Origin of the sequence: Prauserella shujinwangii, from assembly GCF_003001955.1 — a bacterium.
Taxonomy (GTDB): Bacteria; Actinomycetota; Actinomycetes; order Mycobacteriales; family Pseudonocardiaceae; genus Qaidamihabitans; species Qaidamihabitans shujinwangii.
This window is the reverse complement of sequence record NZ_PVNH01000002.1, coordinates 1-20624: the sequence shown is the minus strand read 5'-3', so window position 1 is coordinate 20624 and position 20624 is coordinate 1. Positions and strand designations below refer to the sequence as shown.

The 20624-nt window shown below is 72.0% G+C and carries 22 protein-coding genes; 14 read left to right on the top strand and 8 right to left on the bottom strand.

Annotated elements, in window-relative coordinates:
* Nucleotides 1-48: 48 nt before the first annotated feature.
* The 3 genes from B0I33_RS03375 to B0I33_RS03365 are packed head-to-tail and all read left to right on the top strand — an operon-like array spanning nucleotide 49 to nucleotide 2319.
* Nucleotides 49-513, top strand: coding sequence for a hypothetical protein (locus tag B0I33_RS03375; protein ID WP_106177057.1), 465 nt, complete (start codon nucleotides 49-51; stop codon nucleotides 511-513).
* A gap of 10 nt (nucleotides 514-523) precedes the next feature.
* Nucleotides 524-1144 carry a hypothetical protein gene (locus B0I33_RS03370; RefSeq protein ID WP_106177056.1) on the top strand — a complete coding sequence of 207 codons (621 nt, stop codon included), beginning with the start codon at nucleotides 524-526 and terminating at the stop codon, nucleotides 1142-1144.
* A gap of 17 nt (nucleotides 1145-1161) precedes the next feature.
* On the top strand, nucleotides 1162-2319 hold the full coding sequence (locus B0I33_RS03365) for a cystathionine gamma-synthase (RefSeq protein WP_106177055.1): 1158 nt from the start codon (nucleotides 1162-1164) through the stop codon (nucleotides 2317-2319).
* A 3-nt stretch (nucleotides 2320-2322) separates the two neighbouring features.
* Here the strand turns inward: B0I33_RS03365 and B0I33_RS03360 are convergent, their stop codons facing one another.
* Nucleotides 2323-2592 (bottom strand): hypothetical protein, encoded by a 270-nt coding sequence (locus B0I33_RS03360; protein ID WP_106177054.1) that lies wholly within the window; start codon nucleotides 2590-2592, stop codon nucleotides 2323-2325.
* 99 nt (nucleotides 2593-2691) lie between these two features.
* Between B0I33_RS03360 and ilvA the strand changes: the two genes are divergently transcribed.
* Nucleotides 2692-3897 (top strand): threonine ammonia-lyase, encoded by a 1206-nt coding sequence (gene ilvA, locus B0I33_RS03355; RefSeq protein ID WP_106177053.1) that lies wholly within the window; start codon nucleotides 2692-2694, stop codon nucleotides 3895-3897.
* Nucleotides 3898-3904: 7 nt separating this feature from the next.
* Here ilvA and hppD read toward each other — a convergent pair whose 3' ends face one another.
* Nucleotides 3905-5092 carry a 4-hydroxyphenylpyruvate dioxygenase gene (gene hppD / locus B0I33_RS03350; protein ID WP_106177052.1) on the bottom strand — a complete coding sequence of 396 codons (1188 nt, stop codon included), beginning with the start codon at nucleotides 5090-5092 and terminating at the stop codon, nucleotides 3905-3907.
* Nucleotides 5093-5213: 121 nt separating this feature from the next.
* Here hppD and B0I33_RS03345 point away from each other — a divergent pair, with 121 nt between their 5' ends.
* The gene (locus tag B0I33_RS03345) at nucleotides 5214-5690 is read left to right on the top strand and encodes an Lrp/AsnC family transcriptional regulator (protein WP_106177051.1); all 477 of its coding nucleotides are present in this window, start codon (nucleotides 5214-5216) and stop codon (nucleotides 5688-5690) included.
* A 92-nt stretch (nucleotides 5691-5782) separates the two neighbouring features.
* Here B0I33_RS03345 and greA read toward each other — a convergent pair whose 3' ends face one another.
* Both greA and B0I33_RS03335 read right to left on the bottom strand, forming a co-directional pair.
* Entirely contained in the window at nucleotides 5783-6280 is a 498-nt protein-coding gene (greA, locus tag B0I33_RS03340) for a transcription elongation factor GreA (protein ID WP_106177050.1), read from the bottom strand.
* 170 nt (nucleotides 6281-6450) lie between these two features.
* Nucleotides 6451-6915 (bottom strand): DUF4307 domain-containing protein, encoded by a 465-nt coding sequence (locus B0I33_RS03335; RefSeq protein WP_425440437.1) that lies wholly within the window; start codon nucleotides 6913-6915, stop codon nucleotides 6451-6453.
* Between the two features lie 133 nt (nucleotides 6916-7048).
* Here B0I33_RS03335 and mca point away from each other — a divergent pair, with 133 nt between their 5' ends.
* Together mca and B0I33_RS03325 are read left to right on the top strand one after the other, a co-directional pair.
* Nucleotides 7049-7963 (top strand): mycothiol conjugate amidase Mca, encoded by a 915-nt coding sequence (mca, locus tag B0I33_RS03330; protein ID WP_106177048.1) that lies wholly within the window; start codon nucleotides 7049-7051, stop codon nucleotides 7961-7963.
* On the top strand, nucleotides 7960-8247 hold the full coding sequence (locus tag B0I33_RS03325; protein WP_106177047.1) for a hypothetical protein: 288 nt from the start codon (nucleotides 7960-7962) through the stop codon (nucleotides 8245-8247). The genes mca and B0I33_RS03325 overlap by 4 nt, the downstream gene beginning before the upstream one ends.
* Nucleotides 8248-8289: 42 nt before the next feature.
* On the opposite strand, the gene B0I33_RS03320 is transcribed toward B0I33_RS03325, so the two are convergent.
* Together B0I33_RS03320 and B0I33_RS03315 are read right to left on the bottom strand one after the other, a co-directional pair.
* Nucleotides 8290-9108 (bottom strand): ABC transporter permease, encoded by an 819-nt coding sequence (locus B0I33_RS03320; protein ID WP_245900420.1) that lies wholly within the window; start codon nucleotides 9106-9108, stop codon nucleotides 8290-8292.
* Nucleotides 9105-10070 carry an ATP-binding cassette domain-containing protein gene (locus B0I33_RS03315; RefSeq protein WP_106177046.1) on the bottom strand — a complete coding sequence of 322 codons (966 nt, stop codon included), beginning with the start codon at nucleotides 10068-10070 and terminating at the stop codon, nucleotides 9105-9107. Before B0I33_RS03315 ends, B0I33_RS03320 begins: the two co-directional genes overlap by 4 nt.
* A 91-nt stretch (nucleotides 10071-10161) precedes the next feature.
* On the opposite strand from B0I33_RS03315, the gene B0I33_RS03310 reads away from it, so the two are divergent.
* The 5 genes from B0I33_RS03310 (at nucleotide 10162) to B0I33_RS03290 (ending at nucleotide 17130) form a co-directional block, all read left to right on the top strand.
* Nucleotides 10162-10935, top strand: coding sequence for a TetR/AcrR family transcriptional regulator (locus B0I33_RS03310; RefSeq protein WP_106177045.1), 774 nt, complete (start codon nucleotides 10162-10164; stop codon nucleotides 10933-10935).
* A 27-nt stretch (nucleotides 10936-10962) separates the two neighbouring features.
* Complete coding sequence (locus B0I33_RS03305; RefSeq protein WP_106177044.1) at nucleotides 10963-12969, top strand: thioredoxin domain-containing protein; 2007 nt, start codon at nucleotides 10963-10965, stop codon at nucleotides 12967-12969.
* A 92-nt stretch (nucleotides 12970-13061) separates the two neighbouring features.
* Nucleotides 13062-13619: a hypothetical protein gene (locus B0I33_RS03300; RefSeq protein ID WP_106177043.1), complete on the top strand. Its 558-nt coding sequence runs from the start codon at nucleotides 13062-13064 to the stop codon at nucleotides 13617-13619.
* A gap of 79 nt (nucleotides 13620-13698) precedes the next feature.
* The gene (locus tag B0I33_RS03295; RefSeq protein WP_106177042.1) at nucleotides 13699-15621 is read left to right on the top strand and encodes an acyl-CoA dehydrogenase family protein; all 1923 of its coding nucleotides are present in this window, start codon (nucleotides 13699-13701) and stop codon (nucleotides 15619-15621) included.
* A gap of 126 nt (nucleotides 15622-15747) precedes the next feature.
* On the top strand, nucleotides 15748-17130 hold the full coding sequence (locus B0I33_RS03290) for a 3-hydroxybutyrate oligomer hydrolase family protein (protein WP_106177041.1): 1383 nt from the start codon (nucleotides 15748-15750) through the stop codon (nucleotides 17128-17130).
* Here the strand turns inward: B0I33_RS03290 and B0I33_RS03285 are convergent.
* Nucleotides 17108-18475, bottom strand: coding sequence for a cytochrome P450 (locus B0I33_RS03285; RefSeq protein ID WP_106177040.1), 1368 nt, complete (start codon nucleotides 18473-18475; stop codon nucleotides 17108-17110). The two genes, B0I33_RS03290 and B0I33_RS03285, sit on opposite strands and share 23 nt — an antisense overlap.
* A 72-nt stretch (nucleotides 18476-18547) precedes the next feature.
* On the opposite strand from B0I33_RS03285, the gene B0I33_RS03280 reads away from it, so the two are divergent.
* On the top strand, nucleotides 18548-19165 hold the full coding sequence (locus B0I33_RS03280) for a TetR/AcrR family transcriptional regulator (RefSeq protein WP_106177039.1): 618 nt from the start codon (nucleotides 18548-18550) through the stop codon (nucleotides 19163-19165).
* A 3-nt stretch (nucleotides 19166-19168) separates the two neighbouring features.
* Here B0I33_RS03280 and B0I33_RS03275 read toward each other — a convergent pair whose 3' ends face one another.
* Nucleotides 19169-19699 (bottom strand): peroxiredoxin-like family protein, encoded by a 531-nt coding sequence (locus tag B0I33_RS03275; RefSeq protein WP_106177038.1) that lies wholly within the window; start codon nucleotides 19697-19699, stop codon nucleotides 19169-19171.
* Nucleotides 19700-19770: 71 nt separating this feature from the next.
* Here B0I33_RS03275 and B0I33_RS03270 point away from each other — a divergent pair, with 71 nt between their 5' ends.
* The gene (locus tag B0I33_RS03270) at nucleotides 19771-20379 is read left to right on the top strand and encodes a TetR/AcrR family transcriptional regulator (RefSeq protein ID WP_106177037.1); all 609 of its coding nucleotides are present in this window, start codon (nucleotides 19771-19773) and stop codon (nucleotides 20377-20379) included.
* Nucleotides 20380-20624: the final 245 nt, after the last annotated feature.

Sequence of the window (20624 nt, the reverse complement as noted above, 5' to 3'; positions counted from 1 at the left end):
CCCGTTGTTCGGTACCCGGGGTGGCGGCCGCGCACTAAGGTAGCCGCCGTGTCCAGATCCGACGGCGAACCGGCACGACGCTGGCCGGGCGCGGTCACCGCGGTGCTCGCCACCCTCGCCGGGCTGGCCCTCGCCGTGCTGATCGGCTACGTGCCGGTCACCACGTTCATCGACGTGGGGATCGACCGGCTGACCGTCCCGGCGCTCGCGCTGTTCTCGGGTTACGCCGCCGCGGCGGTGTTCCTGCTGTCCGGCGCGCTGCTCACGATGCTCCGGATCGTGGCTGGACTGGTCCTGCTGATCGTCGGCGCCGTGCTCGCCGCGGGGGCGGTGGCACTCGAACCGGCGATGGTCATCCACGGCGAGTACCGGTACTACTTCGAGGAGATCGCCGAACTGGAGGGGATGCACGCCATCTCGCGTGCCGCGGGCCTCGTGCTCGGGCCGCTCACGCTCGTGCTGGCCGCGCTGCCCCCGACGTTCCGGCACACCAGAAGCCGTATGGCCTACTAGGGGGACTCGAATGGGACATCCGCACCACTTCCCGGGCCCGCCCCGGCCCGCCGGTATGGGCACCGCACTGACCGCAGGCATCATCGCGATGCTCACCGGGGCCTTCTACCTGATCGGCTTCTTCGACCAGGTCGCCGACCTGGGTCCGCTCATGAAAGTGGCGTACGGTGCGGTCGGTTTCTTCGTCACGCTGCTCTGCGCGGGCGGACTCGGCGCGGGCGGGATCATGCTGCTCACCCGCAAACGGGCAGGGCAGACGTTCCTGGCGGCCGCGGCGGGGCTGGCCACGGTGGGGCCGCTCGCGCTGCTCGTGTGGGGTGCGGCGCAGTACTCGGTCGGCGGGCTCGACGGGCGGATGCCGTGGGGGCTGATGCTGGTGCCCGGCGCCCTGGTACTGGTGCTGACCCTGCTGCCGGCGACCCGCCGGTGGCTGGCCGAGGGGCAGCGGCCACCGGCACCGCCCTGGCCGGGGCAGCCGTTCCAGCAGCAGGGCTGGCCGGGCCAGCCAGGGCCGCCGGTGCCGCCGGGCCAGCCGTGGCAGCAGCCCCAGCCACCGTACGGGCAGGCTCCTGGCCAGCCACCGGGGCAGCCGTGGCAGGGTCCGCCACCGCCCGGGCAGCCGTGGCGGTAGCGCCGTACGCTGAGGACATGGTTGACGACCCCACCAGCTTCGGCTTCGAGACCCGTGCGATCCACGCAGGTCAGCAGCCCGACCCCCGGACCGGCGCGGTCATCGTGCCGATCTACCAGACCTCCACCTACGCGCAGGACGGCGTCGGCGGCACGCGCGAGGGGGACTACGAGTACTCGCGCACCGCGAACCCCACCCGGACGGCGCTGGAGCAGGCGCTCGCCGCGCTGGAGGGCGGCAGTCACGCGCTGGCGTTCGCCTCCGGCATGGCCGCGAGCGACGCGGTGCTCCGCACGGCGCTGCGTCCCGGTGACCACCTGGTGCTCGGCAACGATGTGTACGGCGGCACGTTCCGCCTCATCGACAAGGTGCTCACCCACTGGGGCGTGGACTACACGGTCGCGCACCTGTCCGACCTGGACGAGGTGCGGGCCGCCATCAGGCCGGAGACCCGGCTCGTGTGGTGCGAGACGCCGACCAACCCGCTGCTCGGCATCGCCGACATCGCCGCGCTCGCCGACGTGGCCCACGAGGGCGGGGCGCGGCTGGTCGTGGACAACACGTTCGCCACGCCGTACCTGCAGACGCCGCTCGAACTCGGCGCGGACATCGTCGTGCACTCCACCACGAAGTACCTCGGCGGTCACTCCGACGTCGTCGGAGGCGCGGTCGTCACCGACTCCGCGGAGCTGCGCGAGCAGCTGTTCTTCCTCCGCAACGCCTCGGGCGCGGTCCCCGGCGCGTTCGACGCCTGGCTGACCCTGCGCGGGCTGAAGACGCTCGCCGTGCGGATGGAGCGCCACTGCGACAACGCCGAGCGGATCGCCGAGGCGCTCGCGAACCACCCGAAGGTGCGCCGCGTCCACTACCCGGGCCTGCCGGACCACCCCGAGCACGACCTGGCGGCGAAGCAGATGCGGCGGTTCGGCGGCATGGTGTCGTTCGAGCACGCCGACGGGGAGCAGGCCGCGCTCGACACCGCGGCGCGGACCGAGCTGTTCATCCTCGCCGAGTCGCTCGGCGGCATCGAGTCACTGATCGAGCATCCCGGGCGGATGACGCACGCCAGTGTCGCGGGATCGCTGCTGCAGGTGCCCGCCGAGCTGGTGCGGTTGTCCGTCGGTATCGAGGACGTGAGCGACCTGCTGGCCGACCTGAACCGCGCGCTGGGCTGAGCGCTACGGACGGAGGTTGTGGCGCACGGCGGCGCCGTTCTGCTCCGGGCTCCGGTTGCCGGTGGTGGTCTCGGGGAGGTCGGCGCCGTCGAAACAGCCACCGATGAGCTCGACGTGGTTGTCGTGCCGGACGTACTGGCCGGGGTCGGTGCACGTCGCCTGCTCGACGGTGAACACCGCCGCACCGGTGAGCGCCAGCGCCGACGCCACACCGGCGACGAGCGGTACGACGCCGGCGGGTCGTGCGGCGCTCGACGTCTTCGCCCGTGCCATGGTTGCCGTCTCCCTGTTCGTTACCGATACGCGACCAAGACTACCCGGTCGGGACGGTTCCGAACGTGCGGATCGCCCGGGGTGCGATGATCTGGGCTCATGGAACTCGTCAGCGTGGACCGGATACGCGCCGCCCGCAGTCTACTGGAAGCGGTGGTGCGCCGGACCCCGCTCGAACACGCCCGCGACCTCGAACGCGAACACGGCGGGCCGGTGCACCTCAAGTGCGAGAACCTGCAGCGCACCGGTTCGTTCAAGATCAGGGGCGCCTACACCCGCATCCACGGGCTGGCCGACGCCGAGCGGTCCCGCGGTGTCGTCGCGGCCAGCGCGGGCAACCACGCGCAGGGCGTGGCACTGGCCGCCGCGCTGCTCGGCACGAGGGCCACCGTGTTCATGCCCGAGCGGGCTCCGCTGCCGAAGCTGGCCGCGACCAGGGGCTACGGCGCGCAGGTCCACCTGCACGGGGCGGTGCTGGAGGAGACGCTGGCGGAGGCGACCGCGTTCGCCGAGCGCACCGGAGCGGTGTTCATCCACCCGTTCGACCACGAGGACATCATCGCCGGCCAGGGCACGGTGGGGCTGGAGATCCTGGAGCAGGTGCCCGAGGCCGCGACGATCCTCGTGCCGACCGGCGGTGGCGGGCTCGTCGCGGGGATCGCGTCCGCCGTGCGGGGGCTACGGCCGGACGTGCGGATCGTCGGGGTGCAGGCCGAGTCCGCGGCGGCGTGGCCATCGTCGCTGGCCGCGGGGCATCCGGTGCGCCGGGCGAGCATGCAGACGATGGCCGACGGCATCGCGGTCGGCCAGCCGGGACCCGTCACCTACGCGCATGTCTCGACGCTGGTCGACGACGTGCGGACGGTGAGCGAGGAGTCGCTTTCCCGGGCGGTGCTGCTCTGTCTCGAGCGGCGCAAGCTGGTGGTGGAGCCCGCGGGGGCCGCCGCGGTCGCGGCGCTGCTGGAGCATCCCGGGGCGTTCCCGCCGCCGATCGTGGCCGTGCTCTCCGGCGGCAACGTCGACCCGTTGCTGCTGCTGCAGATCATCCAGCACGGTATGACGGCGGGCGGCCGCTACCTCAAGCTGCGCGTGTGCGTGCCCGACCGGCCCGGTTCGCTGGTCGGGGTGCTGTCGAGGGTGAGCGAGCTGGGTGCGAACGTGCTGGACGTCGAGCACTCCCGGATCGCGGGCAGGCTGGCCGTCGGCGAGGTCGAGATCGAGCTGACCCTGGAGACCCGCGGCCCGGAGCACTGCGCCGAGGTGGCCGCCCAGCTGCAGCACGCCGGCTACACCCTGTCCCAGTGACAACCATTCACAGGTTGCCGCGGCGCTCCTGCTCCCGCTCGATGGCCTCGAAGAGCGCCTTGAAGTTGCCCTTGCCGAAGCCGAGTGAGCCGTGCCGCTCGATGAGCTCGTAGAAGACGGTCGGCCGGTCGCCGATCGGCTTGGTGAAGATCTGCAGCAGGTAGCCGTCCTCGTCGCGGTCCACGAGGATCCCGTGCTCCTTCAGCGTCTCGATCGGCACCCGCACCTCGCCGATGCGGGCCCGCAGCTCGGGGTCGTCGTAGTACGAGGCGGGCGTGTTCAGGAACTCCACGCCCGCGGCGCGCATCGCCGACACCGTCGCGATGATGTCGTTCGTCGCCAGCGCGATGTGCTGGCAGCCGGGGCCGCCGTAGAACTCGAGGTACTCGTCGATCTGCGAGCGCTTCCTGGCGACCGCGGGCTCGTTGAGCGGGAACTTGACCCGGTGGTTGCCGTTGGAGACCACCTTGCTCATCAGCGCCGAGTACTCGGTGGCGATGTCGTCGCCGACGAACTCCGCCATGTTCACGAAGCCCATCACGCGGTGGTACCAGTCCACCCAGTAGTCCATCTTGCCGAGCTCGACGTTGCCGACGCAGTGGTCGATCGCCTGGAACAGCCGCTTGGGCGCGCCCTCGGGCCGGCGCACGGTGCTCGTGCGGGCCTCGTACCCGGGCAGGTAGGGACCCGCGTAGCGGGAGCGGTCGATCAGGGAGTGCCGGGTCTCGCCGTAGGTCGCGATCGCGGCGCGGCGCACGGTCCCGTGCTCGTCGGAGACGTCGTGCGGCTCCTCCAGGATCGTGGCGCCCTGCGCCCTCGCGTGCGCCACGCACTTGTCCACGTCGGACACCTCGAGAGCGAGGTCGGTCACGCCGTCGCCGTGCCTGCGGTGGTGGTCCAGCAGCGGCGAGTCGGGTCGCACCCCGCCGTTGATGACGAACCTGGCCGAACCCGACTTGAGCACGAACGACTTGTGGTCGCTGTTGCCCGTCTCCGGGCCCGAGTACGCGACCAGCTCCATGCCGAAGGCGACCTGGTAGAACCACGCCGTCTGGGTCGCGTTGCCCGCGATGAACACGACCGCGTCCATGGCCTTCACCGGGAACGGGTCGGTCGAGGGGTCGTGGTCGACGAGGCCGACGAGCTGCCTGAGCTGGTCGTAGCTGACGTCGTCGAGTGCTGGGTTCGTGGTCATGGTGGCAGAATGCGCCTGGCCGGGCAGTCTGAGCAACAGAGCTCTGAGTCGCTGGACAATCTGCTCAGGGAAAGCCAGAATCCGGTGATCGAATCAGGCAGTTTGCCCAGGGAGGCAGTCCGTGGCCGGGTACTCGCTCGACGCCCTCGACGCGCGCCTGCTGTTGCTCCTCACCGACGTTCCCCGGCTCGGCGTGCTGGAGTGCGCGCGCAGACTCGGCGTCGCCCGCGGGACGGTGCAGGCACGGCTGGACCGGCTGACCGAACGTGGCGTGCTCACCGGCTTCCCGCCGGAGCTCGACCTGGCGGCGATGGGCTACGGGCTCACCGCGTTCGCCGTGCTGGAGATCGCCCAGGGCAGGCGGTCGGAAGTGTCCGCGGCGCTGGCGGCGATCGACGAGGTGTGCGAGGTACACGCCACCACCGGTCAGGGGGACCTGTTCGTGCGCATGGTGGCCCGCTCCAACGACGACCTGCAGCGGGTGATCGACGAGGTGGTCGGGGTGCCGGGGGTGCGGCGCACGTCCACCTCGATCGCGCTGTCCACCCCGGTGCCGCAACGCGTGCGGCCGCTGCTGGAGCGCCTGGCTCGTGAGTGAGCACGCCCGCCCGTCGCCTGACCCCACCCCCTGGTGGAGCCGCTCCGCGGCGCGGCGCTTTCGCACCCACGAGCCGGCGCGTCCGGCAAGTGTCAGGACCCGTAGGGCACGGCCTTGATCAGCGTGACCTTCTGGGTACGGCCGTTGGGCAGCTCGTACTCCCGCGCCTCACCCTCCTTGGCGCCGAGGAGGGCCTTCCCCAGTGGCGAGTCGGGCGAGTAGACCTCCAGCTCGCCCTCCGCACCCTCCTCGCGGGTGGCGAGGAGGAACTTCTCGTCCTCGTCATCGCCTTCGTAGCGCACCGTGAGCACCATGCCAGGCTCGGCGACGCCGTCGTTCTTGGGCGCCTCGCCGACCTTGGCGGTGCGCAGCAGCTCCTGCAGGTGCCGGATCCGGGCTTCCTGCTGACCCTGCTCCTCGCGGGCGGCGTGGTAGCCCCCGTTCTCCTTGAGGTCGCCCTCTTCCCGGCTGTCGTTGATCTTCGCGGCGATGACCGGACGATTCTCGATCAGTTCGTCGAGCTCGCTCTTGAGCCTGTCGTAGGCTTCCTGGGTCAGCCAGGTCACCTTGGTGTCGCTCACGGTCACCATCTCCTCCTAGGGCCTGCCGGGCTTGGGTATACAAGCCGGCCGCCACGTTGGCGTGGCTGTGATAAAGGAAAAACACGGCCCGCCTGGGGCCGTGCCGGTAGATCAGGATAACACGAACGGCAACATCAATGCTGCTCAGTTCACCGCTCAACGGGCATTGAGCGCACTGTTCACCCCGTTGGCCGCTCGGGGGTTGACAAATACTCGGGAACATTGTACGAGCAGCCGTACACGTCGGCCGTCACGGGCCTCGTGGTGCTGCGGACCACCGTCGAGAACCGTTCCCCGCCCGGCGGGACGTAGACCTCCCGGCGCCCGCTCTCGGCGCCGGAGATGTCCCGCACCCGGACGATGCACACCGCCGCCCGCCGCGGGTCGTCCCGCAGCACGTCGATGGTCACCTCCATCGCGTTGCCGGGACGTTCGGCGAAGGCCACCCGCTGCGCCTCGATCGGTGCCTCTCCCAGGTTGCGGTAGCCCACGAAGGCGACGCTGCCCGCGGCGAGCAGTGCCACGGCGAGGAACACCCACAGCCGCCAGCCCCGGAGCGGCCGCTGTGTCGTCCCTGGGGGCCGGACCTTGCCGTAGCGGTCCGCGGGCACCGCGTCGGAGGACGTCGCCTGTCCGGGAAGCAAAGCAGGCCTCCGATCGTTGATGTCGTGGTGGTGAGGACAATGAACGCTGGCCTCGCGTGACGAGTATCCGCGCAGGCGGTGAGCCGCGGACCGGCGGGTCCGCGGAAACTGGGTGAGAAGGGACCAGTCGGGCATGGCGGGATCTGACGGACAGGCGGCGACCAGCGTGGGGGCGGGGCTCCGGCTGATGGCGGTGCACGCCCACCCCGACGACGAGTCGAGCAAGGGCGCCGCCACGATGGCGCGCTACGTGGCCGAGGGGCACGAGGTCATGGTCGTCACCTGCACCGGTGGCGAGGCGGGCAGCGTGCTCAACCCGGCGATGGACCGGCCCGAGGTGCACACGAACATGGCCGAGGTCCGGCGGGAGGAGATGGCGCGGGCGGCGAAGATCCTCGGCGTGCACCACCGCTGGCTCGGTTTCGTCGACTCCGGGCTGCCGGAGGGCGAGCCGCTGCCGCCGCTGCCGGAGGGCTGCTTCGCGCTCGTGCCGCTGGAGGAGTCCACCGAGGCGCTGGTGCGCGTGATGCGCGAGTTCCGTCCGCACGTCGTGGTCACCTACGACGAGAACGGTGGGTATCCCCACCCCGACCACATCCGCTGCCACGAGGTGTCGGTGGCCGCGTTCGACGCCGCGCCGGACCCCGGGCGTTTCCCCGGCGCGGGGGAGCCGTGGCAGCCGCTGAAGCTCTACTACTCGCACGGCTTCTCCCGGGCCAAGATCACCGCCTTCCACGAGAGCCTGGTCGCGCGAGGCCTCGAGTCGCCGTACCAGGAGTGGCTCAACCGCTGGGACCCGGACAAGGCCGACGTCATGGAACGCGTCACCACGCGGGTGCGCTGCGACGACTACTTCGAGGTGCGCGACGAGGCGCTGAAGGCCCACGCCACCCAGATCGACCCGAACAGCCGCTGGTTCGCCGTGCCGCTGGACATGCAGCGCGAGGTGTGGCCCACCGAGGAGTACGAGCTGGTGCGCTCGCTTGTCGACAGCACGCTGCCGGAGGACGATCTGTTCGCGGGTATCCGAGAGCGGGTGAACACATGACTCTTCCGGCCTTCGCCGTGGTGCCGGTCATGGCCGGTGCGGCGGCGCTGACCCAGCAGCAGCCGGGCAACGGCGACGGCGGCGGTCAGGGCGAGGACTTCGGCAAGTCCTCGCCCGTCGGCCTGCTGCTCCTGCTGCTGTTCCTCATCGCGGTCGCGCTGCTCGTGCGGTCGATGACCAAGCACCTCAAGCGCCTGCCCGCGAGCTTCGACGCCCCGGCCGACGAGGGCGCCGACGGCAAGGATGCCGAGGAGCCCGCCGAGGAGCCCACGCCTCGTGAGTGAGGAACGTTGTTCTTACCACGTTCCGCACTCACGAGGCAGGCCTCACCTGCTCAGCAGTCGGTAGCGGCGGACGGACAGCGGCAGGAACACGGCGATGAACAGCGCTGACCAGGCGATCGCCGCGAGCGCCGGGTGCTGCGCCGGCCACGCCGTCCCCTGCCAGCCGGGATTGCCGAACAGCTCCCTGGTCGCGGCCACCGTGGCGGACAGCGGGTTCCACTCGACGACGGTGCCGAGCCAGCCGGGCATGGTTCCGGGTGGCACGAAGGCGTTGGACAGGAAGCCCAGCGGCCACACGAGGATCTGCAGCGCCATCACCGACTCCGGACTCCGCAGCACCAGCCCGAGGTAGATGCCCAGCCACAGCATCGCCAGACGGAGCAGCAACAGCAGGCCGAACGCGGCCAGCGCGGACAGCAGGCCCTCGTGCCAGCGCCAGCCGATCGCCAGACCCGCGGCGACGAGGGCGGCCAGCGTCAGCGCGGCGTTGAGCATGTCCGCCGCGCACCGGCCGACCACCACGGCCGACGGGGCCATCGGCATCGACCGGAACCGGTCGGTGACGCCTCGTGCGATGTCGTTGTTGACCGCGGTGAACGTGCCCTCGACGCCGAAGATCATGGTCATCGCCAGCACTCCGGGCACGAGGAACTCCCGGTAGTCGCCGCCCGGCACGGTCATCGCCCCGCCGAAGAGGTAGGCGAACAGCAGCAGGACCATCACCGAGAACAGCACGTTCGCCACGACCTGTCCCGGCCGGTTGGCCCAGTGCAGGAGGTCGCGGCGGGTGACGGCCCACCCGTCGGCGACCACCCAGCGCAGGCGCTCCAGCGACGAGTGCGAGAGCACGGGTGCGGTCACGCCGCCACCTCCTTGTCCTTGTTCTCACCGGTGAGCCGCAGGAACACCTCGTCGAGAGAAGGGCGGCGCAGGCCCACGTCCACCGCCTCGATGCCCTCGTCGTCGAGCGCCCGGACGAGCGTGGTCAGTGCGGCCATGCCGTCCCGGACCGGGGCGCTGACCCGGCGTCGGTCCCGGTCGGACTCGGCCGCGCCGGAGGCCACGCCGCCGACGAGCCGCGCGACGGCGGGCAGGTCGGCGGCGTGCCGCACCACGACGTCGAGCCGGTCGGTCCCGATGCGCCGCTTGAGCTCGTCGGGGCTGCCTTCCGCGATGACCCGCCCGTGGTCGACCACGGAGATGCGGCCGGCGAGCTGATCGGCCTCGTCGAGGTACTGCGTGGTGAGCAGGATCGTGGTGCCCGCGGCCGCCAGTTGCCGGACGGACTCCCACACCTCGGTGCGCGCCCTCGGGTCGAGGCCGGTGGTCGGCTCGTCGAGGAACAGCACGGCGGGCGACAGGATGAGGCTCGCCGCGAGGTCGAGCCGCCTGCGCATGCCGCCGGAGTACTGACCCGCCGCCCTGCCCGCGGCCTCGGTGAGCCCGAACCGCTCCAGCAGTTCGTCGGCCCGCCGCGCGGCCGCGGCGGCCCCCAGGTGGTACAGCCTGCCGAACAGCACGAGGTTCTGCCTGCCGGTCAGGATCTCGTCGACCGCGGCCTGCTGCCCGACCAGCCCGATTCGCCGGCGGACGCGGATCGGATCCCGGACGGCGTCGAACCCGGCGACCCGCGCCGTGCCCGAGTCCGGCTGGGTGAGGGTCGCCAGCACCCGCACGGCGGTGGTCTTTCCGGCGCCGTTGGGTCCGAGCAGGCCGTGCACGGTGCCCGCGGGCACCTCGAGGTCGAACCCGGCGAGCGCGGCCGTGTCTCCGTAGGTCTTGTGCAGGTCCTCGGCCAGCACGGCCGGATCTGATCGGTTCATCCCCACCTCAAACTTTATACGTTGTAGAGAGAGCTGCGCGATGATATCTCTACGGTGTAGAGAGTGCAAGGGTTGCGGATAGGGTGCCGGTGTGGCGAGCGTGTACAGCGGCAGTGGCGATCCCCGGCGGAGCATCGAGCTGCTCTGGGGAGTCCAGGAGCGTCCGCGCCGGGGCCCGAAGCCGAGGCTCGACGTCGAGGGCATCGTGGCGAAGGCCATCGCCGTCGCCGACGCGGAGGGCCTGGCCGCCGTGTCGATGCGGCGGATCGCGGGCGAACTGGGGGTCACCGCGATGTCGCTGTACGGCTACGTGCCGGGCAAGGCTGAGCTCGTCGACGTCATGGTCGACCGGGTCTACGGCGAGCTGACCGAGCCGGAGACCGAGCCGCCGGGCTGGCGGGCCGCGCTCGAGGCTGTCGCGCGGCGGAGCTGGGACCTCTATCTCCGCCATCCCTGGCTGCTGCAGGTGGCGGCGAGCAGGCCGCTGCTCGGGCCGAACTTCATCGCGAAGTACGACCAGGAGCTGCGTGCCGTCGCGGGCACCGGGCTGTCTCCCATCGAGATGGAGCTGGTGGTCACGCTCGTCGGCAACTACGTCCACGGCGCCGTGCGCGGCGCGATCGAGGCCGCGGAGGCCGAGCAGCGGACCGGACTGACCGACGACGCGTGGTGGGAACGGTACGCGCCGCTGCTGGAGAAGGTGTTCGACGCTGACCGGTATCCGACGGCGGCGGTCGTCGGCCCGGTCGCGGGGGAGGAGATGGGCGCGGGCGATCCCGCAAGGGCCTTCGAGTTCGGGCTGGAGCGGTTGCTCGACGGGGTCGAGGTGCTCGTACGGCGGCGGCAGGACGGGGAGACGGCGTAGCCCGTACCCGTGTGAGACGCTGGAACCGTGAACCGCCTAGCCAGCGCCACATCGCCGTACCTGTTGCAGCACGCCGGAAACCCGGTGGACTGGTGGCCGTGGAGCCCTGAGGCACTCGCGGAGGCGAAACGGCGCGACGTGCCGATCCTGCTGTCGATCGGGTACGCGGCGTGCCACTGGTGTCACGTGATGGCGCACGAGTCGTTCGAGGACCCGGAGACCGCGGCCCTGATGAACGAGCACTTCGTCAACATCAAGGTCGACCGCGAGGAGCGGCCCGACATCGACGCCGTGTACATGACGGCCACCCAGGCGATGACCGGCCAGGGCGGCTGGCCGATGACCTGCTTCCTGACGCCGGAGGGGGAGCCGTTCCACTGCGGCACCTACTATCCGCCCGCGCCGCGGCACGGGATGCCGTCGTTCAAACAGCTCCTCGTCGCGGTGGCGCAGGCGTGGGCCGAGCGGCCGGGCGAGCTCCGCGAGGGTGCCGGCAAGATCGTGAGCCACCTCGCCGAGCAGACCGGTCCGCTGCGGGAGTCCACAGTGGATGACGAGACGCTCGCCCGGGCGGTCACCAAGCTCGCCGGTGAGGCCGACCGCGAGCACGGCGGTTTCGGTGGCGCACCGAAGTTCCCGCCGTCGATGGTGCTCGAGTTCCTGCTGCGGCACTACGAGCGCACGGGATCGCGTGAGGCGCTGTCTCTTGTGGAGTCGACCGCTGAGGCGATGGCGCGCGGCGGGATCTACGACCAGCTCGCGGGCGGCTTCGCCCGGTACTCGGTGGACGAGGCATGGGTCGTGCCGCACTTCGAGAAGATGCTCTACGACAACGCCCTGCTGCTGCGGGTGTACGCGCACCTGTCCCGCCGGACGGACTCCGCGCTCGCCAGGCGGGTCGCCGGGGAGACCGCCGAGTTCCTGCTGCGGGACCTGCGCACCGCCGAGGGCGGCTTCGCGGCGTCGCTGGACGCCGACACCGAGGGCGTCGAGGGGCTGACGTACGTGTGGACGCCCGCGCAGCTGGCCGAGGTGCTCGGCCCGGACGACGGCGCCTGGGCCGCCGAGCTGTTCGGCGTGACCCCGGAGGGCACGTTCGAGTACGGGGCGTCGACGCTGCGCCTGCCCGAGGACCCGGCCGACCCGGCCCGCTGGCTGCGCGTGCAGGCCAGGCTGCTCGACGCGCGCTCGCGGCGCCCGCAGCCCGCGCGGGACGACAAGGTGATCGCGGCGTGGAACGGGCTGGCGATCACGGCGCTCGCCGAGGCGGGGGTCGCGCTGGAACGGCCGGAGTGGGTCGACGCCGCGGCGGCCGCGGCGGGCCTGGTGCTCGACCGGCACCTCGTGGACGGCAGGTTGCGCCGCAGCTCGCGGGACGGTGCCGTGGGCGATGCCGCCGGGGTGCTCGAGGACTACGGCTGCCTCGCGGAGGGCCTGCTCGCGCTGCACCAGGCGACCGGGGAGCCGGTGTGGCTGACCCGGGCCACGGGCCTGCTCGACACGGCACTGGCCCGGTTCGCGGGCGAGGAGCCCGGCGTCTTCTACGACACCGCCGACGACGCGGAGGCGCTGGTGCAGCGGCCCGCGGACCCCACCGACAACGCCAGCCCGTCCGGGGCCTCCGCGCTCGCGGGCGCACTGCTCACCGCCTCGGCGCTCGCCGGCCCGGAACAGACGAGCCGGTACCGGGACGCCTGCGAGCGGGCGATCAGCCGGGCGGGCATGCTCGCCGCCAGGGTGCCCCGCTTCGCCGGGCACTGGCTCACCGCGGCGGAGGCGCTGCGGTCCGGCCCGGTGCAGGTGGCGGTGGTCGGCCCGGACGCGGCCACGCGGTCGGACCTGCACGTCGAGGCCGCCCGTGCCGTGCCGGGAGGCGCCGTGGTGCTGGCCGGTTCACCCGAGGCCACGGGTGTGCCGCTGCTCGCGGACCGCCCGCTCGTGGACGGCGGGCCCGCGGCGTACGTGTGCCGCGGTTACGTGTGCGAGCGGCCCGTCACCACGGCGGGCGAACTGGTGGCCGCGCTCGCGAGCTGACGCGTCCGCCCTCGGAGAACACCGTGTCCACACTCCGCGATTCGGCGTAAGTTCGGCAGCGATGTAATCATGTAATCATCGCGGAGGCGATCATGGGACGTGGCTGGAAGGTGCGGGGCGGCTGGCAGCAGGGCGAGGTGCCCAGCGCGGCCGACGCGGCGGCGTGGTTCAGCGGCAGGCTGCCCGACGACTGGTTCACCGGCGACCCGGAGATCACCGTCGACCGGGAGGAGATCCTGGTGGTCGGCGAGCTGCCGCCGCTGCCGGGCGAGTACGCCGACGACGCCGAGCGGGCGGCGGCGGAGTCCGGCCGGATCAGCCGGTTCCGCGAGGAGACCCGGGACGCGCGGATCGAGATCGCGAGGCAGGCGGAGCACCGCTACCGCAGGAAGGTCTCGTGGGGCGCCCGCGTCGGCGGCACGCGGGAACTGTTCACCACCCTGTCGGCGCCGGTGATGACGCGGCTGCGGCAGCCGGAGCGCCGCGTGCTGGACACGCTCGTGGACGCGGGAGTGGCCCGCTCGCGCTCGGAGGCGCTGGCCTGGGCCGTCCGGCTGGTGGGCCAGCACGCCGAGTCGTGGCTGGCCGAGCTGCGGGAGGCGATGGCGAAGGTCGACGACCTGCGCGCCCAGGGCCCGGACGCCTCGTGAGCGCACAACGTCGTTCTCACCACGTTCCGCACTCACGAGCCGCGCTGCGGAAGGCCGCCGGTTCGGGCAGCCTGGAGCCATGACGTCCTCGCTGCCGACCGCGACCGAAGTGGACCCCGCCGCGCTGACGGAGCTGCTCGACGGGCGCTGGGCGAAGATCCGCAGGGAGATCCGCGAGCAGGTCGCCGACACGAAGTTCCGCGAGCCGTACGGGCTGGACGTGGAGACCCACCGCGCGCAGGTCCTCGACCAGCTGCGGGAGCTGGCCGCCACGGGACGGCCCCGGCTGGGCTTCCCCCGGGAGTACGGCGGTGGCGAGGACATCGGCGGCTCGATCACCTCGTTCGAGATGCTGGCGTTCGGCGACCTCTCGCTGATGGTGAAGGCCGGTGTGCAGTGGGGGCTGTTCGGCGGCGCCGTGCAGTTGCTCGGCACCCGCAGGCACCACGAGGAGTACCTGCGCCGGATCATGGAGCTGGACCTGCTCGGCTGCTTCGCGATGACCGAGACCGGACACGGCTCGGACGTCCAGAACCTGCGCACCACCGCCACGTACGACGCCGGAACGCGGGAGTTCGTCGTCCACACGCCCGACGAGTCGGCGCGCAAGGACTACATCGGCAACGCCGCGCGCGACGGCAGGCTCGCGGTGGTCTTCGCGCAGCTGGTCACCGGCGGGGAGAGCCGCGGCGTGCACGCGCTGCTCGTGCCGATCCGCGACGACGAGGGCAGGCCCGTGCCGGGCGTGCGCATCGAGGACTGTGGCCCGAAGGCGGGGCTGAACGGCGTCGACAACGGGCGGCTCTACTTCGACCACGTACGCGTCCCGAGGACCGCGTTGCTCAACCGCTACGGCGACGTGGCCGAGGACGGCACGTACGGCAGCCCGATCGAGAGCGACAACCGGCGGTTCTTCACGATGCTCGGCACGCTCGTGCGCGGCCGCATCAGCGTGGCGGGCAGCGCGGGCAGCGCGGCCAAGCGCGCCCTCACGATCGCCACCCGGTACGCCGAGCGGCGGCGGCAGTTCTTCCGGCCCGACACCGGTGAGGAGATCGCCGTCCTCGACTACCTCGCGCACCAGCGGAAGCTGCTGCCCGCGATCGCCAGGACGTACGCGCTGCACTTCGCGCAGGAGGAGCTCGTGGCCAGCCTGCACGAGATCCAGAGTGCGAGTGGCGAGGTCGACGAGCGCAGGCAGCGGGAACTGGAGTCGCGCGCCGCCGGGCTCAAGGCACTGTCCACCTGGCACACCACGCGGACGATCCAGACCGCCCGCGAGGCGTGCGGCGGCGCCGGCTACCTCGCCGAGAACATCCTGCCCTCGCTCAAGGCCGACACCGACGTGTTCACGACGTTCGAGGGCGACAACACGGTCCTGCTGCAGCTCGTCGCGCGCGGGCTGCTGACGCAGTACCGGGACGACTTCTCCGACATGAGCCCGCTGGCGACGCTGCGGTTCCTCGCCGAGCAGTTCGTGGACTCCGTCATCGAGCGGACCTCGGCCCGCAAGGTGGTGGACCGGATCCTGGAGGCGGGCCCCGGCCGCGACGACGACAGCGTGCTGTTCGACCGGGCCTGGCAGTGCCGGGTCTTCGAGGACCGCGAGGAGCACGTGCTGAGCGGGGTGGCGCGCAGGCTCCGGCGGGCGACGGCGGAGAACGCGTTCGACCTGTTCAACGACGCGCAGGACCACGTGCTGCTCGCCGGAAGGGTGCACGTGGAACGGCTGGTCCTGGAGGCGTTCGTCGCGGCGATCGACCGGTGCGCCGATCCGGCGGCGAAGCGGCTGCTGGAGCGGCTGTGCGATCTGTACGTGCTGTCCGAGATCGAGGCCGACCGGGCGTGGTTCGCCGAGCACGGAAGGCTGACCAGCACCCGGTCGAAGGCGGTGGCGGCCGCCGTGAACCAGTTGTGCCAGGAGCTCCGCCCGCACGCCCGCACACTCGTCGACGCGTTCGCGGTCCCGGAGCAGTTCCTGGAAGCTCCGATGCTGCGGTGACGGTGCGGGCCGTGTAGGTCACGGCCACCTCCGGCGCCCGGTTCATGGGGTGCGTGCCCATTTCGCGCCGCCGCGCCGCTTTCTACTGTTCTCGCGACCGGACCGACGACGATCTGGGAGGTCGCGATGCGCAGGCTGGTGACGGTGCTGCCGGCACTGCTGGCCGGGCTGCTGGTGGCGGTGACGGCTCCGGCCGTGGCGGCCGAGCGCCCGGCGGGATGCCGGGTGGCGCGCTGGGTGCACGTGCCGGGGGCCGAACACCAGCAGGTGGCCTGCCTTCCCGACCTGACGACGGCGGGCACGGCACGCACCGGCCACACCGACCCGGCGGACTGGGCGGGGCTGACGCAGGCCGCGCTGCCGGTGCCGGGACCGGTGCCCGGGGTACAGATCGACGGCTACTTCCCGGACGACTCGACGAGCAACACCAACCACGGGTGGGGGCACGACGCCCAGTTCGTCATCCGCCTGCCCGAGCGGTGGAACGGCGGCCTCGTGGTGAGCGGGACACCCGGCAACCGCGAGCAGTACGCGAACGACCGGGCGATCGCGGACTGGGTGCTCGCGCGCGGCTACGCGTTCGCCGCGACCGACAAGGGCAACACCGGCCTGCGGTTCCACGCCGACGGCGACCGCCCCGGCGACGCCATCGCCGAGTGGAACCACCGGGTCACCCAGCTGACGAGGGCGGCGAAGGCGGTAGTGGCGCAGCGCTACCACCGCCCTCCGGCACGCACCATCGCGACCGGGCTGTCCAACGGCGGTTACCTCGTGCGCTGGCAGCTGGAGAACCATCCCGAGCTCTACGACGGCGGCGTCGACTGGGAGGGCACGCTCTGGTCGGAACGCGGCCCGAACCTGGTGGACTTCCTGCCTGCCGCGCTGTCGGCCTACCCCCGGTACGCCGACGGCGGTCCGGATGCCGCCGGGGCCCGCGCCGAGTTGCTCGCCGCGGGCTTCGCGGAGGGCTCGGAGTTCCTGTGGCCGTTCCACTACGACTACTACTGGGATGTGACCCAGCGGGTCTACCGGGAGGAGATCGACCCCGGCTTCGACGGCGAGACCGAGGCCGGTACGCCCTTCTGCGAGCCCGGCACGCCCGCCTGCGACGCGGACTACGACTACGCGTCCCGGCCGAGTGAGGTGCACGAGGCGGTGGCGCGGATCGGGCTCACCGGCCGCATCGGCAAGCCACTGCTGACCGTGCACGGCACGCTCGACGCCCTGCTGCCGATCGCCGCCGGCTCCGACGTCTACGCGGAGATGGTGCGCGAGCGGGGGCGGTCGGCGCTGCACCGGTACTACCGGATCGAGGACGGCACCCACGTCGACTCGCTGGTCGACGCCCATCCCGAGCGGCTGCGGGCGCTCGCGCCGTGCCACCGCAGCGCGTTCACCGCGCTGGAGCGGCTGCTGACCAGGGGTACGCCGCCACCGCCGTCGGCGACCGTGCCCCGGCCCGCCGGCGCCGGCCCGGCCGACCTCGTCACGCGGTGCGCGCTGACCTGAGACGCAGGTCGACGGGCTGGCCGTCCTTCGGGAACGGCAGCGACGTGAAGTCCAGCGGGGTCCGGTAGTCCGGCGGGACGCTCCAGGCGAACCGCAGCAGCAGGTGGTGCAGCACGAGCTTGATCTCGACGCCGGAGAAGTGCATGCCCAGGCACTTGTGGACACCGCCGCCGAACGGTTCCCACGCGTAGCGGTGCACCTTGTCCTCGCGGCGGTCGGGCGCGAACCGGCCGGGGTCGAACCGCTCCGGATCCGGCCAGTAGCCGGGCAGGTGGTGGCTGAAGTGCGGGGTGACCGCCACCATCGTGCCCGCGGGCAGGAAGTAGCCCAGCACCTCGGTGTCCTTGACCGTCGTCCTGGCCATCGTGGGCACCGGTGAGACGAGCCGCATCGACTCCTTCATCACCAGGTCCAGCGATTCGAGCGTGGCGAGTTCGGCGAGGCCGGGCACCGGGGTGCCGATCGCGAGGGACTCGGTGCGGCAGCGTTCCTGCCATTCGGAATGCTGGCCGAGGTAGCCCATCATCGTGGAGATCGTGATGGTCGAGGTGTCGTGGGCGGCCATCAGCAGGAAGATCATGTGGTTGAGCACGTCCTCGTCGCTGAACCGGGTGCCGTCCTCGTCCTCGATCCGGCACAGCACGGAGAACAGGTCGTCGCCGTCGCCCGCCCGCCGCGCGGGCAGGTACTCGCGCAGGAAGCGCTCCAGGCGCCTCCGGCCGACGAGTCCGCGCCGCCACCGGCCGCCGGGAACGGGGAACCGCACGAGCGCGGTGGCGGCCTGCACGCAGTCGATGAACGCCCGGTTGATCCGGTCCATCTCCGCGGGCGGCGTGTGCTCGGCGCCGCCCATGAAGATGCTCGTCGCGAGGTCCAGGGTGAGCTTCTTGGCCGCCGGGTAGGCGCGGAAGCGGGGACCGGGCCGCCACCGGTCGAGACCGGCGTCGATGGCGGGGTTGAGCGCGGCGGCGTAGCGGGCGAGCCGCTCGTTGGTGAACGCCTGCTGCATCAGCCGCCGGTGCGCGAGGTGTTCGTCGAAGTCGAGCAGCATCAGGCCGCGGTCGAAGAACGGCCCGATGAGCGCGCGCCAGCCGTCGCCGTTGGCGAAGGCCTTGTCCCGGTTGGTGAGTGCCACCTCGCACGCGTCCGGGCCGAGCAGGGACACGCAGGGCGAGCCGAAGGCGCCGAACCAGGAGACGGGTCCGTAGCGCTCGTAGCGCTCCCACCACAGGCGGAGCGGATCGCGGATGTAGCGGTGCCCGTAGCCGATCAGCGGCAGTCCGGGGTCGCCGGGGATCGCGCGCAGGGTACTGCGGTCCGGAGCGGGTGCCAGGACCTTGCCCATCGGTGCCTCCTCGAACTGACAGGACGTCCTGTCAACTCTTGGACAGGAAGGGCTGTCTGTCAAGATGGGCCGATGTCGTCACCGATCCGCCCGTACCGGGGCGTCAGCGCGGAGGACCGCAAGGCCGAGCGCAGGGCGAAGCTGCTCGAGGCCGGTCTCGACCTGCTCGGCACGGTGGGCTACGAGCGGACGACGATGACGGCGGTGTGCGCGCACGCCAAGCTGACCGAGCGGTACTTCTACGAGAGCTTCCGGAGCCGCGACGAGCTGCTGCTGGCCGTGGTGGACCGGGTGGCGGAGGAGATCGGCGAGCGGGCACTGGCCGCGCTGCGGGACACCGAGGGCGACGCGGGTGCGAAGGCGCGGGCGGCGCTCACGGCGTTCGTCGACATGCTCACCGAGGACCCGCGCAAGGGGCGCGCGGCGATGGTCGAGTCGTCGGCCTCGGCGTCGTTGCGGGGGCGCAGGCACGAGCTGCTGCGGACGTTCGCCCGGCTGGTGGTGACGCAGGCGGCCGCGTTGTACGGTGCCGCGGCGCTGCCGTCGCCGCGGGACGAGATCAACGCGCTGCTGTTCGTCGGTGGCCTCGCCGAGCTGCTGATCGCCTGGCTCGGCGGGGAGATCGAGGCGACCCCGGCCGACATCGTCGACGCGGCCACCCATCAGTTCGCGACGAGCATGCACGTCTAGCGGTCACCGGCTCGTCCCGGCTCTCGCGTGGGACAGCAGCTCGTCGACCGACCACTGGTCGTAGGCGTGCTCGCCACGCTTCGCGGCGAGGATCCGGCCGCTCGGGTCGATCAGGAAGTCGGCAGGCAGGCCGAGCCGTCCGCCCTCCTGCCGGGTGGCCGGCGGCCGGAAGGCGCCCAGCAGGGTCAGTCCCGAGCCGCGCAGGATCGCTCCCCAGGTCCGTGGGTGCAGCAGGGCGCGGCGGCTCGACTCCACCCCGAACTCCCGGTAGTAGCGCTTGCCCGGGTCGGCGACGACCGCGAAGGGCAGGTCGTGGTCGCGTAACTCGGCGGCGGGCGAGTGGAAGAAGACGACCTCCACGATGCCCGCGGCGGTGATCTCCTCGTGCCTGCGTACCACCGACCGCAGGTGGACGTTGCAGATCGGGCACCCGGCGAACCGCCGGAACTGCAGGTGTACCAGGCGGTCCGGGTGCGGTACCCGGACCCGCTCCCCGGTGACGGTGACCAGTTCCCGCTCGACGACCTGTTCCATGGGCGCCCCTTCGTAGGCGTAAGGTGTACGCTTACGAAGCTATGCGCGTAGGTTGTACGCTGTCAAATCTCATGCCACGCCCCCGATCCCTGACGCTCACCCAGATCGCCGCCGCGGCGCTGGCCGTCGTCGACCGTGACGGGCTCGCCGCCGTGTCGATGCGCACGGTCGCCGGGGAGCTGGGCATGGGCACGATGTCGCTGTACCGCTACGTTTCCGACCGGAGCCAGCTCGAGGAGCTGGTGGTCGACCTGGTCCTGCGGGCGGTCGACCTGCACGTGCCGAGGGGCGGGCCGGCGAAGCGCCTTGGCGTCCTCGCCGACCGGGTCCGGGTAGCCGTGTCCGGCCACCCGGGTGTGGTCCCGCTGCTGCTGACCCACCGGCACCGGTCGCCCAGCTCCCGCCGCTGGGGCGAGACGGTGCTGGCCGTGCTCACGGACGCGGGTCTGACGGGCGAGCAGCGGGTGATCGCGTTCCGGACGATCCTGGGGTACGTGTTCGGCGCGCTGCAGGTGGCGCATTTCGGGCCGCTGTCCGGGCCGGGCACCGCGGCGCTGGCCGCGTTGCCGCCGGAGGAGTTCCCGATCCTGGCGGAGACCGCGGCGGACGCCGCGACGATCCCGCCGGAGGAGGAGTTCCGCCGGGGGTTCGCCATCGTGCTGCGCGGCCTCGGCCTCTGAGGCGGGGACGTCGTTGCGGCCTCGATCCGGCGCGCGTGCGCGGCCTCCTGCCGCACCGGGTCGGGCGGCGTCGGCATGGACGGCGGTACCGACCGGCGCCGCGGCACGCCCGCCCACCCGGCGGCTGGTTGCCGGTCAGGCGGCGAGTGCGGCCGGGTGTCTGGTGTGGAGGGTGTTGCGGCGGGGTCTTCGGCGGGGGTCGACGTGGGGTGGTGGGACGAACCAGGGGATGCCGCCGACGAGTC